The following is a 15744-nucleotide window of genomic DNA, read 5'->3' as shown; positions in this document are numbered from 1 at the left end:
ATCATGGCGCTAGAATGGGCCGGTGAGCAATGTAGTTAGGCTGGATGCACTGGATCGGGATATTTTGTTTCACCTGCGTCAGGACGGCAGGCTGACCAACGTCGAACTCGCCAAACGCGTCGGGCTCACCCCTCCCCCGTGCCTGCGCCGGGTCAAGCGCCTCGAGGACGCGGGCGTGATCGCCGGCTACCGCGCGGTGATCGACCCGGCCACCGTCGGCCGCGGGCTGGAAACGCTCATCGACCTCGAGGTCTACGCGACCGACCGGGCGACGATCGAGGCGCTCGAGGACACCATCGCCTCCTACGAGGAGGTCATCGAGTTCCGCCGCCTCTTCGGCCGCCCCGACTACTTCATCCGCGTCGCGGTCGCCGACCACGCCGCGTACGAGGAGTTCCAGACCCGGAAGCTTTCCGGCCTGCCGGGCGTCCTGCGGGTCACGTCGCACCTGACGATGAAAAAGATCAAGGGCGACGCCTGAGTCCGGTGGCACGATCGCCGCGGTGCCGTCCGGCGTTGAACCGGTGAGGCGCGACGGCACGAACCGGATGCCCACTCGGAGCGGGGCCCGCGGCAGGGCCCCGTTTGCCGTGTCAGGCGCCGGAAATCCCTCCCTCTGAGACAGGTGAGTGATTCGAGGTGGGCACCATGGACGAAAACCTGGCCTGGCAGATCGCGCTGGCACTGCTCCGGGTCGCGATCTCGTGGGTGGCGCAGCAGACAAGGCCGATACCGGCGACTCCCCGGCTCGGGAGTCGCGCTGCGCTGAGAAAGACCCGCTGAACTCCCCGGCGCCGGGCCGGGCGTCGATGCCCGACCCGGCGCTCGGTTCTTCCAGGAGTTCCGCGTCAGTCCATCCGCAAAACAACTTTGCCCAGCTTGCCCGACGAACCCAGCCGGACATAAGCGTCACGCGCCTGCGCCAGCGGATAAACACTGTCCACCGGCACCGTAAGCCGCCCCGCCGCGAGTGCGCCCAGGAGTCCTTGCCGCACCCGGGTCGCGAGCACCGCCTTCTCGACCGTGCTGCGGGCGCGGATCGTCGACCCGAGCACTCGGCCGCGGGCGCGCATCAGGTCGAACAGGCGCAGGGACGCCTCCTCCCCCGCACCGACTCCGATCACCAGGATCCGGCCGTACGGCTTGAGCCACCGCACGCGGCGCAGGCAATCCTTGCCACCAACCAGTTCCACGACGATGTCGTACGGGCCGTGTTCCTCTTCTTGCTCCGGCGTCACGACCGTCGCGTCGGGAACCAAAGCCTGGACGGCGGCGTGCGTCTCCGGGCGGCGCACGCTCGCGACGACATCAGCCCCGGCGAGTGCGGCGACCTGGAGCATCGCGGTGCCGACTCCGCCGGCCGCGCCGGTGATCAGGACTCGGTCGCCGGGGCGGACGTCGGCCTGGTCGACCAAGCCGTCCCAGGCGGTGCTGAACGCTTCGGGGAAACCGGCCGCGTGGACGTCGTCGACCGAGTCCGGGATCGGCAGCAACAGGCTCGCCGGGACCGCGATGCGTTCGGCGTGGGCACCGCCGCCCACTACGGCCATGACGCGGTCTCCGGCGGACCAAACGGCCGTGGCCGATTTTTCGACCACCCCGGCGATTTCGAGTCCGGGGATGTCCTCCGGCCAGCCCGGCGGGGCGGGGTAGGCGCCTCGGGCCTGCTGCAGGTCCGCCGCGTTCAAACCGGCCGCGCGGATCCGGACCACGACCTGGTCGCCGTCCGCCGCCGGATCGGGCGCCTCGCCGAGTTCGAACTCGCCGTTCCTGATTTTCACCGCGCGCATGCGTGTTCCCCTCGCCCGAATAGCTCCCGCCGCTGCGGGAAATCACGCCACGACGTTAGCGCTCCGGCTTCCCGGCACGGCCGAGCGAGCCAGCGCCTGTCCCAGCCACACGTTGATGATCCGCGTCGACTCCTGCCCCGGCTGGTCGGTCAGCGGGACCGGCCGGTGTTCGGGCCAGCTCGCGGCCAGCGTCGCCGGATCGGGTACCGGGCCCAGTGCGGTCAGCAGGGCCGGCAGGGTCGGGTGGAAGCGGGCCGGGCGGCCGGCTGATCGGAGGGACCAGCCGGCCGGTCCGGCGGTGACGCGGACGCCGGGGCGCAGCGTCGACAGCCGAGCCGCAACAACGGTGCGGGCGTAGCTTCCCGACAGCACGCCGGTGAGCCAGTCCGTTCTGACAGTCCCGCAACTGCCGCACATCAGGGCATCACGTCGCCGCTGTTCGGGCCGAGCACCTGGCCGACATACAGGTTGCCGCCGGGGTTGGAGGCGAGCAGGACGGCGGTCGGCGCGATTTCCTCGACGGTGCCGAAGCGGCCGAGCGGCAGTTCCGCGGCTTTCGCCGAGCGCCAGTCGTCGCTGATTCCGGCCAGCAGCGGCGTTTCTACCGGGCCGGGAGCGATGGCGTTGACCAGCACGCCTCGGCTCGCCGCTTCCAGGGCGATCGACTTGGTCATCGCGATCACCCCGGCCTTCGCGGCGGCGTAGTGCGCGAGACCGACGCCACCCTTGATGCCCAGTTGCGACGCGACGTTGATGATCCGTCCGTCGCCGCGTTCGAGCATCGGGCCCAGCACTGCGCGGTTGAGCAGGAAGACACTGGTCAGGTCGATGTCGATAGTCTGCTGCCAGGTCTCTAGCGGCATCGTGTCGGCGGGAGCCTCGGTCAGCAACCCGTGCGAGGTCACCAGGACGTCGATCCGGCCGAGCAGACGGGTCGCCTCGGCGACGCCGTCCGCGACCGCTTGTTCGTCGGACGCGTCCATGACCACGGCACCGGTCGCGCCGAGTTCCGCCGCGCGTTCGGTGACCCGCGGCTGGACGTCGGCCAGCACGACGGTCGCTCCGGCGGCGACGAAGTGCTCGGCGATCGCGCGGCCGATGCCGCTCGCCGCGCCGGTGACCAGCGCGGTCCGGCCGGCGAGCGGACTGGGGTCGATCATGGGAATCCTTCCGGTTTCGGTGGTGCGCTAGCGATCACGGGCTCAATCCCGCATCGCGACGGTGAGCGCGCCGTCGACCGTGATCGCCTGGCCGCTGACGTACGAAGCCGCCTCCGAGCTGAGGAACTCGATCACGCTGGCGATCTCCTCCGGCTTGCCGACCCGGCCCCACGGGATCGTGGCACCGGCCCGGCGAAGTCCTTCGGGGCCAAGGGAATTGGCCGCGTCCAGCGACTGCGGCGTCTCGATCAGGCCCGGGACGATCGCGTTCGCCCGGATTCCGCGCGGGCCGAACTCGACCGCGAGGCTGCGGATCAACCCGAGCACGCCTGCCTTCGCGGTGGCGTAGTGCGCGTGCTCCGCCCAGCCGTACACCCCGCCGGCGATCGACGAAATGGCCACGATCGAACCGCCCTCGCGCAGGTGCGGGGCCGCCGCCCGGGCCAGCCGCATCACGCCGTGCAGGTCGACTTGCAGGACTTCGTCCCACTGGTCGTCCGTCATCGTGTCGAAGGCGGCGCGGCGCAGGATTCCCGCGTTGGCGATCACGTGGTCGACCCGGCCGAAGGCGTCCAGGGCCGCGGCCACGAAGGCTTGCGCCGACGCGGTCCGGCTGACGTCGAGTTCGACGATCAGCCCGGTGCCGCCCGCCTGCTCGACCCCGGCCAGCGTTTCCCCCGGATCGTGCGGGTCGCCGGGGAAACTGCCGATCACGACCCGGTCGCCGCGCGCTGCCAGGCGGATCGCGGCGGCCCGGCCGATGCCGGACGCCGCGCCGCTGATGACCGAAACCGCTGTCATGCCGCTTCCGCTTTCGTTCCGGCCGGGCGCACCGCGGCCCCGGCGTCGGGGGTCACTGTCTTGGTGCCCAGCATGATCAGGCCGGACGCGAACGTCCCGAGCGCGCCGACCAGCAAGGCGGCCGTGGAGAACGACATCGCGTCCGCGACCAGTCCGGTCAGGATCAGGCCGCCGACGATCGCGCCGGGCTGGCTCATCGCGCCGATGAACGTGCTTCCGGTCGCGCGGCAGTCGGTGTCGTAGCACTCGGCCTGGAAGAACATGATCGCGGCGTACGGGCCGAGCAGGAAGAACAGCCCCAGCATGTACGTGACCAGCACGTAGGCCGGGTTCTCCGGGCCGACCAGCATCGCGGCGAAGAAAACGCCCGCCAGCAGCCAGCCGGTCACGATCACCTTCTTGCGGCCGAACCGGTCGCCCAGCCAGCCGTGCGTGAGGTAGCCGAGCGCGCCGACCAGGTTCGACACCACGACCAGCACCAGCGCGTTGCCCGCCGAGATGTGCTTGCCGGATTCCAGCACCGTCGTGCCGAGCACCGAGAAGGTCTGGATGCCGAACCAGTTCACCAGCCAGGCCAGCGACAGCATGATCGTGTTCCGCAGGTGCTTGCCGGAGAAGATCCTCTTGAACGGAGCCGCGTGCTGCTCCTCGAGCCCGACCCGCGCGGCGAAGGCCGACGCCTCGTCGCCGCGGCCCTCCTTGCGCAGCCGCCGCAGGGTCTGCTGGGCGATGAACTGCGGGCTTTCCTTCAGCCGCAGGCACAACAGCGCCACCACGAACGCCGGGATCGTCGCCAGCAGGAACGCGATGCGCCAGCTGCCGGGTCCGAAGACCGCGGTGATCAGGCCGACGAACGCGGCCGCCAGCAGCGCGCCCAGCGGCCAGCCGGTCTGCACGATCGAATAGACGAAACCCTGATGGCGCTTGATCTTCCGGTCCTCGGTCAGCGCGTAGAGCTCGTTGAGGTAGGTCGCGTTCACCGACTGCTCGGCGAGCCCGAGGCCGCTGATCCCGCGGACGCCGACCAGGCTCGCGGCGCCCGCGGTCGCGGCCGTCGCGGCCGAGGACAACGCGGTGCCGCCGACCGAGATGATCATGCCCTTGCGCCTGCCGAGCCGGTCGACCAGCGGGCCGACCGCCAGCACCACGACGAAGGTGCCGACACTGACCAAAGTGGACACCAGCAGCGCGAAACTCGCGTCCCAGTGGAAACTGTCGGAGATCCGGGGCAGCAGCGTGCCGAACATGATGAAGTCGTAGACCGCGACGGCCCAGGCGAAAAAGGCGATCTTGGTCGCCCGTCTGGTCTCCTTGACCGAGACGGCGGGCAGCCCGCTCCCGGGTGCTGGGGTGGTCATCTGGACGCTCCTGTCGTGAGCCGGGTCAGGCGGTGCGCGGGAAACGCGCCTGGAAGTCCTGGGCGATCTGGTCGAAGGTCGCCCAGCGGACGCCCTCGTGCCCGTTGATGTGCTCGATCAGCCGCTCCAGCATCAGCAGCACCTGCGGGCGGCCGGACACGTCGGGGTGCACGGTGAAGGTGAAGACCGCGTAGTCGAGTTCGCGGTAGACCCAGTCGAACTGGTCGCGCCAGATCTCTTCGAGGTGGCGCGGGTTGACGAAGCCGTGGCTGTTCGGGCTGGACTTGACGAACATCATCGGCGGCAGGTCGTCGAGGTACCAGCTGGCCGGGATCTCGACCAGGTCGGTCTCAGCGCCGCGGACCAGCGGCTTCATCCAGGTCGAGGCCGGCTTGTCGTAGTCGATCTTGCTCCAGGAGTCGCCGACCCGGACGTAGTACGGCGTGAAGTCGCGGTGCATCAGCGAGTGGTCGTAGCGGATCTTCCGCTCCACCAGCAGTTCGTTGGTGACCGGCGAGAATTCCCACCACGGCGCGACGTACCCGGTCGGCCGCGTGCCGGTGCGCGCCTGGATCAGCTCCAGGCAGTAGTCGAGGATCTCCGATTCCTGCGCGCGGGTCATCGCGATCGGGTTCTCGTGGCTGTAGCCGTGCAGGCCGATCTCGTGGCCCGCCGCGACCACCTGCTCGAACTGCTCGGGGAAGGTTTCGATCGAGTGGCCGGGCCAGAACCAGGTCGCCGGGAGGCCGTAGCGAGCGAGCAGCTGGTTCAGCCGCGGCACGCCGACCTCGCCGGCGAAGATGCCGCGCGAGATGTCGCCCGGCGAGTCCTCGCCGCCGTACGACCCGAGCCAGCCGCCGACGGCGTCCACGTCGATGCCGAAGGCGACGAAAATTTCCTTGGCCATGCTCAGATTCCTTTCTCACGGTTCGCGCGGCGGCGCAGCCGGTCGGCGGCGTCGTCGGCGGGAAAACGGGACAGCAGCAGCGCGAGCAGGATCCGCGTCTGCGTGAACGGGAGGGCGGTCGCCGGGACCGCGCCGGCGGCGATCGCGTCGACCGCGCCGCCGCTGCCGTAGATGGCGGCACCCGGTCCGAACGGGACCCGGCTCGACAGCGCCACGACGGTCCCGGCGTCGACGGCCGTGCGCAGCGAGCGCAGGTAGCCGCGGTTGAGGTTCCCGGAACCGGTCCCGGCCAGCACGATCCCGGGCGTCCGCTGCTCGACGAGGTGGTCGAGCAGTTCCGGGGTCGCGCCGGGCGAGAGGGTCAGCGTTTCGACGCGGAGCGAGCCGAATCCGGGACCGGGCAACGGAAGCGGCGCGGACCGGACCGGCCGGGCGGTGATCAGCGGGCCGTCGTCGAGCACCTGCCCGATCGGTCCGCCGGACTGCGCGGCGAACGGCTGCGGCAGCAGGGTGTGCGCCTTTCGCAGGCCCCGCGCGGCGAAAAGCTCGCCGGCGAACGAGACCAGCACGCCGAGCCCGCGGGCCTCGGGCGCGGCCGCGACGGCGATCGCCTGCCGCAGGTTGCGGGGCCCGTCGGAGCCGTCTCGGTCGGGCGCGATCTGCGCGCCGGTGAGCACCACCGGCCGGTCGTCGTCGTGGACCAGGTCCAGCAGGAACGCTGTCTCCTCGATCGTGTCGGTGCCGTGGGTGAGGACGATGCCGTCGACTTCGGGGCGGGCCAGCTGGGCGCGCACCGCTTCGGCGATCGAGGCCAGGTCGTCCAGGGTCAGGTTGAACGAGTTCTCCCGCAGCACGTCGACCGGTTCGACCTTGGCCGAGGGGTCTTGCCCGGCCGCCGCGAGCAGCGCGCCGGCTCCGTCGGCGGCGACCGAGGCCCCGCCGGGACCCGTGCGGGAGGCGATGGTGCCCCCGGTGGCCAGAACCACGATGTGCGTCATGGGCGTTGAGTGTGAGCTACACAAACGTTTGAGTCAATCGTTTGTGTCAATCGTTTGTGGCGAGGTGCGCGCGGGCCGGGCATACTGAAGCCCGACGACAGGAGGCAGATGCCCGCGACCGTGCGGCCCTTCACCCAGCGGATGATCGCCGAGGACGTGGGCGTCAGCGTGACGACGGTGTCCCGGGTGCTCAATCCGGCGGAAGAGCATCCGGAGCGCTGGGCGTCGCCGGAGAAGGTCGCGGCGATCCTCGACTCGGCCGAGCGCAACGGCTACCGCCGCAATCCGCACGCCGCGAGCCTGCGCACCGCCCGGTCGAACGTGATCGGCGTGCTGGTCCCCCGGCTGCAGGACTTCGTGCTGGCGACGATCTACGAGGGCATCGACGAGGCCGCGACCGAGGCCGGGATCTCGACCTACGTCACGAACTCGCTCGACAACCCGGAACTGCAGCGCCAGCGTACCCAGCAGATGCTGGACCGCCGGGTGGACGGGCTGATCTTCGGCGACGCGCACTCCGACGACACGTTCCTCGACGGCCTCGCCGAAACCGGCGTCCCGTTCGTGCTGACCTCGCGCAGGCTCGGCAGGCACGTCTCGATCACCTGCGACGACCCGGCGGGCGGGCGGCTGATCGCCGACCATCTGCTGGAGACCGGCCGCCGGGACGTCGCGATCGTCGCCGGGCTTCCGTTCGCGTCGACCGCGCAGGAACGGACCCAGGGGCTGGTCGACCGCTTCGCCGAGGCCGGCATCGAAATCCCCGCGCACCGCATCGTCTACAACGGATTCGACGCGGCGGCCGGACGCGAGGCAGCCGATCAGCTGCTGGCGCGCAAGCCCTATCCGGACGCGATCTTCGCGACCAACGACTTCGCCGCGATCGGCGCGATGGGTTCCTTGCGGGACAAGGGACTCCAGATCCCCGAGGACGTCGCGCTGGTCGGCTACAACGACACGCCCCTCGCCGCGTCGATCTCCATTCCGCTGACGACGATCCGGTCGCCGATGCACGAGATGGGACGCCGGGCGCTGGCGACGCTGCTGCGCAAGCTGGCCGGGCAAGAGGTGGAGTCGGAGCGGCTGCAGCCGGAGCTGATCGTGCGGGCGTCGACGGTCGGCTGAGTTCCGCAGAAGTCCGTGAGGGGAACCCTGACGGAATCTGATTCCCGCAGGGTTCCCCTCACGTCCAGTCCGCCGCGTAGTGGCAGGTCACGATTGCCGGTCCATGGAGCCCCAGTCCGCGGGGGCTTCCTGATCGACCAGCCGCAGCGCTTCGTGCATGACGGCGTCCTCGATCCAGGCCAGCGGCTCCGCGTCCACGACCAGCGGCTCGTTGTCCGGGCCCCGCGCGATCTCCCTGCCCCGCAACAGCCACGGACGCACGCCGGGGCCGCCGCGTTCGCGCAGGTGCTGGTAGTCGTGCAGGCGCCGGGCCAGCCACAGCCGGAGCGAGCGGCCGCGCCACCACGGCTGCCGGGCCAGCGAGTTCGCCGACAGTCCCGGCAGCAGCATCCCGGTGAGCCCGTCGCGGCTTTCCTCGCCGGAGCGCAGGTCCGCGTCCGGTCCGCGCGACCACCGGACGTACAGGTCGTCCTCGCCGGCCCGGCGGAACGCCGAGACCAGTTCGTCGAGGTCCCGCACGACGGGCAGCCGGTTGTCCCATTCCGTCATGGGCCCGGGATTACCCGCGTCCGGCGGAGGCAACCTCAGCGGGCGACGACCCGCACGCCCCGCAGCAACGGATCCACCGGATCGGGCAGGAACATGCCCGCGGCCACCCCGCTCCGCAGATAGTCGAGCATCGGCCGGGTCAGCACCTCGCCGGGCAGCACGGCCGGGACGCCGGGCGGGTACGGGCTCATCGTTTCGGCGACGATCCGTCCGGCGGCCTTCTCGACCGGGATCTGTTCGGCCGGGCCGAAGAACGCGTCGCGCGGCAGCATGGCCTGGTCCGGTTCCAGGTCCTCGGGCGCGGGCAGGTCCACCGATTTCGCGCGGGGCAGCTCCTCGGCGTGATCGGACAACGCTTGCAGCGCCTCGACCAGCCGGGCGGCCGTCTCCTCGTCGTCGCCGACGGTCAGCTGGGCGGCGATCCGGCGATGGTCGGAGAGTCCGACGTCGACCCGCTGGTGTTCGCGCAGCCAGTGGTTCGCGTCGTAGCCGGAGCAGCCGAGGCCGGACACGTCGATCAGCATTTTCAGCGGATCCCGGTCGTCCGCCCGGCCGGGGCCGAGGAGTTCGGCATCGCCCAGCACGGTGATCCCGGCGATTCCGGCCAGCCGCTTCCGGGTGTCCGCGGCCAGCTCCAGCACGGTGTCGAGCAGGCCCTTTCCGTGTTCGACCATCTGCCTGCGCCAGCCGTCGAGTCCGGCGTAGACGAGCGACGACGGGCTGGTCGTGTCGAGCAGGTCGGCGCGCATGGCGAGCACGTCGGCGTCGACCAGGTCGCCGCGCAGGTGGTAGACCGAGCCCTGTTCCAGGCCCGCGCCCATCTTGTGCACGCTCGTCACGCACAGGTCGGCGCCCGCGTCCATCGCCCACGCCGGCAGGTCCGGGTGGAACGGGAAGTGCGCGCCCCAGGCTTCGTCGACGATCAGCGGCACCCCGCGTTCGTGGCAGATCCGCGCGACGCCGCGGATGTCCGCGCAGGACCCGTAATCGGTCGGCGTGATCAGCAGCATTCCCTTCGCCGCCGGGTGTTCCGCGAAGGCCGCCTCGGTTTCTTCCGGACCGGGCGGATGGGCGAAGTGCAGGGTCCGGTCCCAGCGCGGGGACACCCACACCGGCCGGACGCCGCTCAGGATGAGCCCGGCGACCACGGATTTGTGCACGTTGCGGGAAATCAGCAGCTCTTCGCCCGGGCCCGCGACCGACAGCATCGCCGATTTGACCGACAGCGAACTGCCGCAGGTCGAGAAGAACGCGCGGTCCGCGTGCACCGCGTCCGCCATGAGGTCTTCGGCCTCGTTCAGGACGCCGCGGGTGAGCGCCCGGTCGTCGAGCCCGTTCATCAGGATGATGTCCGAGGCGAACACGTCGCGGCCGACGATCTCCGTCAGCCGGGGGTCGGCGCCGCGGCCCTGTTTGTGCCCGGGCGGCAGGAAGGACACGTGCCCGGACGCGCGGAACCGCCGGATCGCCTCGAGCACTGGTGCGCGGGAATGATCGGCCACCCGCCCCGCTTACCCAGCCGGGCCGATCTCAAACAACGACCCGTTTCAGGGGCCCCGGAAGGGGTAATCCCCGCTGGTCTTCACCCGGAGACGGAGGAATCATGACTCAGATGACAGAACAACCGCAGCAGGCAGGCGGCTCGCTCGCGACGCCGCGGCGCACGTGGATCGGCGACCACGACCCGACGGACCAGAACTGGCAGGAGGTCGGCGACGAGATCCAGCTGGCCGCCCAGCGGGCCGGAAGGGCGTGGCAGCAGCCGGAAACCGATTGAGCGAAACCCCGGGACCGACGACGGCGAAGAGGGATGATCGGGCAGGCGCAGGCGCCTGAACGTCCTCCGGCTTTCGCCGCCGTCGCTTTGCGCGCACCCTCGACCGCCGTCGCCGCACCCCTGTCGACGGTCTAGTCGTCGCAGGTCAGCGCGGCGCGGGTCGGCCAGATGGCCGATGCCGGGACGGGGTTGCCCGCCGACTGGCCTGAATGGACGGACTTTTCGGACGATCCTGTCCGTCCGCCTGCCTCCCTACCTTCGGAGCGCTCCCGCTTCCCGCAGAAGCGGACCGTTGCCGAAGGAGTGCGCATCGATGAAGATGCTCGTGGGGCTCGCCGCGCTTGCCGTCGCGGGAGGTCTGGTCGCCGCGATCTGCCTGGCCGCCGGCTCCGGCGGCACCGACTGGCAAGCCGCGTGCGGAACGGCCCCGGCTTCGACGGCGGGCAAGCATCCCGGAGCCGTCGCGGACGCCCGGAAAGCGTTGCTGAGCAACGGGAACGACCCCCGGCTCGAAATGGAGGTCGTCGACCTCGACGCGTGCGCGGTGGAGGTCGGCTGGAAGGCCGATCAGCCGCAGCCGACGGCGTCGGTGGTGAAACTGCTCATCGCGCTTGATCTCCTCGACCAGTCCGGCGTCCCCGAAGACAGCGAGGCCGACGCCGTCCACGCCATGCTCGCGGCCAGCGACGACCGGGTCGCCAGCCGGTTCTGGCAGCAACTCGGCGGACCGGCGATCGTCCGGCGGCAGGCCGGGAAGCTGGGGCTCACGCACACTTCGCCGCCTGACGATCCCGGCCAGTGGGGGTCGACGAAGATGTCGCCGGAGGACGTCGTCACGGTGTACCGGCACATCACCTCGGCACGGTCCGCCGACGAACGCGATTTTCTGACCGAGGCGCTGGAAAGCGCCCCGCTCACCGCCGCCGACGGATTCGACCAGCATTTCGGGATCCCGCGCGCCTTCCCCGGTGCGACGTGGGCGATCAAACAGGGCTGGGGCACGTCGGAGGGGCGGCGGGTGCTCAACACGACCGGTCTGGTCCGGACCGGGTCGCGGACGTTCGCGGTCGCGGTGATGAGCACGTGGGACGACAGCATCGATGTCGGGACCGCGACCAAGGCGCTCACTACGGCCACGGGAGCGTTGAAGGATTCGCTTGTCGCTAACGGCAAACTCACCTGATTTTGTCCTTTGTGGACCTACCCGGGTGTCCAGCTCAGGCCTTGGCGCTCTGCAGTTTCAGCGGATTCTTCGGCGCGTCCGGCCGCGCGTCGATCATCCGCTGCCCCAATTCCTGCAACTGCTTGCGGCCCATGGCCGAGCGGACCTCCGGAAACCACTCGTCTTCTTCTTCCTCGACGTGGTGGCGGACGTTTTCGGTCAGCACGGTCACCTTCGCGTCGAAGGTTTCGTCTTCCGGGTCCAGGTCGAGCAGTTCCGACAGCATCCACACCACGACGTGGTGCTCCTCGACGCTTTCCAGGACGTGGTCCTTGGTCTCCGGCACGGCTTCCTTGGCCGCCGGGTAGAAGATCTCTTCCTCGATGTAGGCGTGAATGGTGAGCTCTTCGATGATCGAGTCGACGATGCGGCGCTTTTTCTGGTAAGCCTTGTCGCCCGCTTTCTCGAACTCCTTGAAAAGCTTCTCCACCGTCTTGTGGTCGTTCTTGAGCAGCACGATCGCGTCGGTCGACATCGGGGTCCTCCCAGTGCGGTCCGGGCGCGGGCAGCGCAGGGTCGCCCGCCCGCCGTTTCTCGGTCCGCTGATTACCCTTTTCCGGGCCGGGAAAACGTCGTTTGCGCGCGAGGCCGCCGGGGTACTCCGATGCCCCCGACCCCAGGAGAACCTCGGTGAACGACCAGACCGGCGACGAGCTGACCTTCGGCATCGAGGAGGAGTTCTTCGTCGTCGACCGCGACGGCCGGCTGGCCCAGGCGGACGACGTCGTCGACCGCGCCGCGGAAACGGGCGGCGACAACGGCGAACTGCAGCACGAACTGACCCAGGCGCAGGCCGAGATCGCCACCGACGTCTGCCGGACCCGTGGCGAGGCACTGCAGCGGCTGCGCGAGTTGCGCGAGGATCTGGCGGCGGCCGCCCGGCGGCAGAATCGCCGGTTGCTGCCCGCGGCCTCGCCGCCGGTGTTGGAGGAGGGGTTGCCGGACGTCACGCCGAGTCCGCGCTACGAGCGGATCGGCGAGCATTTCGGGGCGACCGCGCGGACGTCGCTGACCTGCGGCTGCCACGTGCACGTCGCGATCCCGGACAAGGAGACCGGCATCCAGGTGCTCGGGCGGATCCGGCCGTGGCTGCCCGCGCTGCTGACCGTGACCGCGAATTCCGCGATCGCCGACGGCTACGACACCGGTTACCGCAGCTGGCGCTACCAACAATGGAGCCGCTGGCCCTCGGCCGGCCCGCCCCCGCGGTTCGCGTCGCTCGACGAGTACGAAAGCGTCGTCGACGCGTGGCTGCGCTCGGGCGCGATCCTCGACCGCGGGATGGTCTACTGGGACGCCCGGCTCTCGGAGAAGCAGCCGACGATCGAGTTCCGCATCGCCGACGTCGCCGCGACGCCCGAGGAGGCGGTCTTGCTGGGAGTGCTCGCGCGAGGCCTGGTCGCCACCGCACTGGCGGACGACGATCCCCCGCCGGACCTGCCGAACGAGGTGCTGCGAGCCCACCTCTGGCGCGCGTCGCGGGACGGCATCAGCGGTTGTTGCCCGCACCCGCGGAGTGGCGATTTGGCCCCGGCGAAGGCGGTGCTCGCGGATTTGATCGAGGTGACGTCGTCCGCGCTGGAATCGGCCGGGGATCTGGAGTTCGCGCAAGAGGCGACGGCGCAGCTGTGTGCCGAGGGCTGCGGCGCGGACCGGCAACGGCGGCGGTTCGCTGAGCGGGGGCGGGGCGAGGATGTCGTGGACCTGCTCGCGGGCACTCCCTGACTGCGGGCTCGTCAGCAACACCGCTCTGGCCGAGCTGACCTCATCCGAGATCCGCGCAGGAACCCACAGCGCAACTGTGCGCCGAAGGCTGCGGCGCGGACCGGCAACGGAACCGGTTCCCAGAGCGAGGCCGCGGCGAGGATGTCGTGGACCTTCTCGCGGGCACGCCCTGACCGCGGGCCGGTCAACGCCGGAGCCAGACGATAAACGCGGCGAGCGACGGCACGGACCTGCTCGCGGGCACTCCCTGACCGCGGGCCGCTCACCGCCGGAGCCAGACGATAAACGCGCCGAACGGGGACGCGGCGAGCGACGGCACGGAGCTGGTCGCAGGCACCCCGTCAGCGCCGATGCGCCCACGCCGCAGCCAGGCAATAAACACCGAACGCCGCGAGACCGAGCGCCACCACCGTCAGTAGCACCGCGCCGAACGGCTGGGCGGCGAGGGTTTTGAGGCTGGCATCCAACCCGCCCGCCTGTTTCGCGTCGGAGCGGAAACCGGCGTAGCCCAGCAGGAACGCGGTCACCGCGAAAACAACCGCCTTCGCCAGGTACCCGGTGCTGCCCAGCCAGCCGACCCAGCGGCGGGTCTTGCCGGGCAGCCCGGCCAGGTCGAGATCCTCGAGGAAACTCTGCTTCACGCCCTTGACCCCGGCCGCGACGGCGACGCCGAGCACGATCGCGGCGGCGGCCACTACGAGCGCAGGGCCGGCGGGCAACTGGAGCAGCTTCGCGGTGAATTCCTGCTGGGTCTGATCGCTCGAACCACCGCCGCCCTGGCCCGCGGCGAGGCGGAAGGCGGTGGCGCCGATCGCGAGCACGACGATTCCTCGCGCGGCGGCGCCGAACCGTTTGCGCGTCCGTTTTCCGCCGCTGGTCCAGGTGTATCCGGTCGCGGCCATCAGGAACTGCCACAGCCCGAACGCGACGAGCCCGGCCGCGAGGACCCACAGCAGGACCTGGCCGAACGCCGTCGACCCGACCTCTTGCAACGCGCCCTTCTGGTCGGGCTGTCCGCCGCTGCCGAAGGCGACCCGCAGGGCGAGGTAGGCAAGGATGAGGTGCACGAGCGCGTAACAAACCATTCCGGCCCGGCCGAGGAGCTGGGCGGTGTCGGTCTTTTCGCCTCGGGCGACCTTGGCGGCGATCCGGTTCATGGGGTGGGGATACCCGCTGTTGCCCCCGCTACCACTGGGCCAGGTGGCGCAATCCGCCACCTCGATGAGCCAGGCTCACGGAGGGTAAGTCCACAGCGGATCTGCGCGGCCGGCCCAGCGCCGTGAGCCCGGCTTGCCGTTCGCAGGTTCAGATCCACGTCGACGCGGGCGGCGGCGCAGGCTCCGGCCCAGTCGCCCGCGGCCCGGCGGGCAGTCGCTGACTCGATCATCGACGGCGGCACGGCGAACTGTCGCACGCGCGCCCAGGAAAGAAGACGAGGATTCTCGTTCGCGGGGAATGGGTGCATCAGCACTCACCTGGGGCGAACGGAACCTCCGATCTGCACGAGTAGTCGTTCATCACACCCGAGCGTAGCAGGATCGCCGCGGGCCGCGCCGGAACGTGTCATATTCTGACACCCGTGGCCGGACGGCGCGTTGTTCCGCAGAGCGGTCAGCGGGCAGCACCAGGCGCGTCCGGGCGGCTACGGTCCATGCACGCGACAGGGAGGGAGTCCTGGTGACGGAGCCGAAACGGCAGACCCTCACCGAGCGCCGGGCCGAGGAGCTGCGGATGAGCATCGCGCTCACCGCACGCGACCTGTTCGTGGCCGAGGGCCACACGGCGGTCACTGTCGAGCGGATCTGCGAGATCGTCGGGATCAACCCGCGGACGTTCCACCGGCACTTCCCGGTCAAGGAGGACGTCCTGATGCCGCTGCTGCGCCGCAGCGAACGCGTCATCCTCCAAGGACTCGAGGACGCGCCGGACGACGCGGACCCGGTCGAGGTCCTGACGGCCGCGCTCACCACGGAGCTCAACCGGCGGCAGGTGCCGGAGTACGACCACCAGATCATGACGCTCATCGTCAACACGCCGCAGTACCGGCTCCGGTTCGTGGAGTGGTGCGAGGGGCTCAGCGAGGCAGTGACGCGGTTTCTGGCGCGGTATTACGAACTCGACGAGGACCCGTTCCTGCGTGAGCTTCCGGCGCTGCTGGTGATCCAGACGATGCGGCACGCACTGATCCAGTGGGTACAGAACGGCGGGTCCGATGACTTCGCGGACATCGAACGGTGGGAAGCGCGCGGATTGCGGCTGGCGTTGAGCGGATTGACCCGACTCCCCAAGTAGTCCTTTGTGGACCGGACGCAAACCCCGCCCGGTCCACAAA

18 protein-coding genes are annotated in these 15744 nt (G+C 70.2%); 7 read left to right on the top strand and 11 right to left on the bottom strand.

What is annotated here, in order from left to right; translation table 11 throughout:
• The first annotated feature begins 22 nt into the window (after positions 1 to 22).
• Positions 23 to 481 (top strand): Lrp/AsnC family transcriptional regulator, encoded by a 459-nt coding sequence (locus EIZ44_RS14360; protein WP_037810799.1) that lies wholly within the window; start codon positions 23 to 25, stop codon positions 479 to 481.
• Positions 482 to 648: 167 nt separating this feature from the next.
• Entirely contained in the window at positions 649 to 783 is a 135-nt protein-coding gene (locus tag EIZ44_RS45910) for a hypothetical protein (protein WP_276323726.1), read from the top strand.
• 65 nt (positions 784 to 848) lie between these two features.
• Here EIZ44_RS45910 and EIZ44_RS14355 read toward each other — a convergent pair whose 3' ends face one another.
• From EIZ44_RS14355 to EIZ44_RS14325, 7 genes are read right to left on the bottom strand one after another with little or no spacing between them, the layout of a single operon-like run.
• Complete coding sequence (locus EIZ44_RS14355; protein ID WP_134729017.1) at positions 849 to 1790, bottom strand: zinc-binding dehydrogenase; 942 nt, start codon at positions 1788 to 1790, stop codon at positions 849 to 851.
• Positions 1791 to 1832: 42 nt separating this feature from the next.
• Positions 1833 to 2162 (bottom strand): hypothetical protein, encoded by a 330-nt coding sequence (locus EIZ44_RS14350; RefSeq protein WP_134729015.1) that lies wholly within the window; start codon positions 2160 to 2162, stop codon positions 1833 to 1835.
• A 44-nt stretch (positions 2163 to 2206) separates the two neighbouring features.
• On the bottom strand, positions 2207 to 2950 hold the full coding sequence (locus EIZ44_RS14345; RefSeq protein ID WP_037810795.1) for an SDR family NAD(P)-dependent oxidoreductase: 744 nt from the start codon (positions 2948 to 2950) through the stop codon (positions 2207 to 2209).
• A 42-nt stretch (positions 2951 to 2992) separates the two neighbouring features.
• Positions 2993 to 3751 (bottom strand): SDR family NAD(P)-dependent oxidoreductase, encoded by a 759-nt coding sequence (locus EIZ44_RS14340; protein ID WP_037810793.1) that lies wholly within the window; start codon positions 3749 to 3751, stop codon positions 2993 to 2995.
• Positions 3748 to 5109: an MFS transporter gene (locus EIZ44_RS14335; RefSeq protein WP_134668022.1), complete on the bottom strand. Its 1362-nt coding sequence runs from the start codon at positions 5107 to 5109 to the stop codon at positions 3748 to 3750. The genes EIZ44_RS14340 and EIZ44_RS14335 overlap by 4 nt, the downstream gene beginning before the upstream one ends.
• A gap of 25 nt (positions 5110 to 5134) precedes the next feature.
• Positions 5135 to 6016: a polysaccharide deacetylase family protein gene (locus EIZ44_RS14330; protein WP_043839932.1), complete on the bottom strand. Its 882-nt coding sequence runs from the start codon at positions 6014 to 6016 to the stop codon at positions 5135 to 5137.
• A 2-nt stretch (positions 6017 to 6018) separates the two neighbouring features.
• Positions 6019 to 7014 (bottom strand): asparaginase, encoded by a 996-nt coding sequence (locus tag EIZ44_RS14325; RefSeq protein WP_134729013.1) that lies wholly within the window; start codon positions 7012 to 7014, stop codon positions 6019 to 6021.
• Between the two features lie 108 nt (positions 7015 to 7122).
• On the opposite strand from EIZ44_RS14325, the gene EIZ44_RS14320 reads away from it, so the two are divergent.
• Complete coding sequence (locus EIZ44_RS14320) at positions 7123 to 8139, top strand: LacI family DNA-binding transcriptional regulator (RefSeq protein WP_037810787.1); 1017 nt, start codon at positions 7123 to 7125, stop codon at positions 8137 to 8139.
• A gap of 87 nt (positions 8140 to 8226) precedes the next feature.
• Here EIZ44_RS14320 and EIZ44_RS14315 read toward each other — a convergent pair whose 3' ends face one another.
• Positions 8227 to 8688: a DUF6098 family protein gene (locus EIZ44_RS14315; protein ID WP_134669184.1), complete on the bottom strand. Its 462-nt coding sequence runs from the start codon at positions 8686 to 8688 to the stop codon at positions 8227 to 8229.
• A gap of 35 nt (positions 8689 to 8723) precedes the next feature.
• A complete protein-coding gene (locus tag EIZ44_RS14310; RefSeq protein WP_134729011.1) occupies positions 8724 to 10190 on the bottom strand; it encodes an aminotransferase class I/II-fold pyridoxal phosphate-dependent enzyme in 1467 nt (488 codons plus the stop codon).
• A gap of 101 nt (positions 10191 to 10291) precedes the next feature.
• Between EIZ44_RS14310 and EIZ44_RS44680 the strand changes: the two genes are divergently transcribed.
• Both EIZ44_RS44680 and EIZ44_RS14305 read left to right on the top strand, forming a co-directional pair.
• Positions 10292 to 10465: a hypothetical protein gene (locus tag EIZ44_RS44680; RefSeq protein WP_158691544.1), complete on the top strand. Its 174-nt coding sequence runs from the start codon at positions 10292 to 10294 to the stop codon at positions 10463 to 10465.
• A 313-nt stretch (positions 10466 to 10778) separates the two neighbouring features.
• Positions 10779 to 11648 (top strand): serine hydrolase, encoded by an 870-nt coding sequence (locus EIZ44_RS14305; RefSeq protein ID WP_134729009.1) that lies wholly within the window; start codon positions 10779 to 10781, stop codon positions 11646 to 11648.
• A 34-nt stretch (positions 11649 to 11682) separates the two neighbouring features.
• Here EIZ44_RS14305 and EIZ44_RS14300 read toward each other — a convergent pair whose 3' ends face one another.
• A complete protein-coding gene (locus EIZ44_RS14300) occupies positions 11683 to 12162 on the bottom strand; it encodes a hemerythrin domain-containing protein (RefSeq protein ID WP_037810779.1) in 480 nt (159 codons plus the stop codon).
• A gap of 155 nt (positions 12163 to 12317) precedes the next feature.
• On the opposite strand from EIZ44_RS14300, the gene EIZ44_RS14295 reads away from it, so the two are divergent.
• Positions 12318 to 13412: a carboxylate-amine ligase gene (locus tag EIZ44_RS14295; RefSeq protein WP_134729007.1), complete on the top strand. Its 1095-nt coding sequence runs from the start codon at positions 12318 to 12320 to the stop codon at positions 13410 to 13412.
• Positions 13413 to 13753: 341 nt separating this feature from the next.
• Here the strand turns inward: EIZ44_RS14295 and EIZ44_RS14285 are convergent, their stop codons facing one another.
• Positions 13754 to 14569, bottom strand: coding sequence for a DUF1206 domain-containing protein (locus tag EIZ44_RS14285; protein WP_134729005.1), 816 nt, complete (start codon positions 14567 to 14569; stop codon positions 13754 to 13756).
• A gap of 520 nt (positions 14570 to 15089) precedes the next feature.
• Between EIZ44_RS14285 and EIZ44_RS14275 the strand changes: the two genes are divergently transcribed.
• Positions 15090 to 15704: a TetR/AcrR family transcriptional regulator gene (locus EIZ44_RS14275; RefSeq protein ID WP_037810767.1), complete on the top strand. Its 615-nt coding sequence runs from the start codon at positions 15090 to 15092 to the stop codon at positions 15702 to 15704.
• Positions 15705 to 15744 lie beyond the last annotated feature (40 nt).

Source organism: Amycolatopsis nivea, from assembly GCF_004522235.1.
Lineage (GTDB): Bacteria > Actinomycetota > Actinomycetes > Mycobacteriales > Pseudonocardiaceae > Amycolatopsis > Amycolatopsis nivea.
The sequence above is the reverse complement of the archived record's forward strand: the minus strand, read 5'-3'. Positions and strand labels throughout refer to the sequence as shown.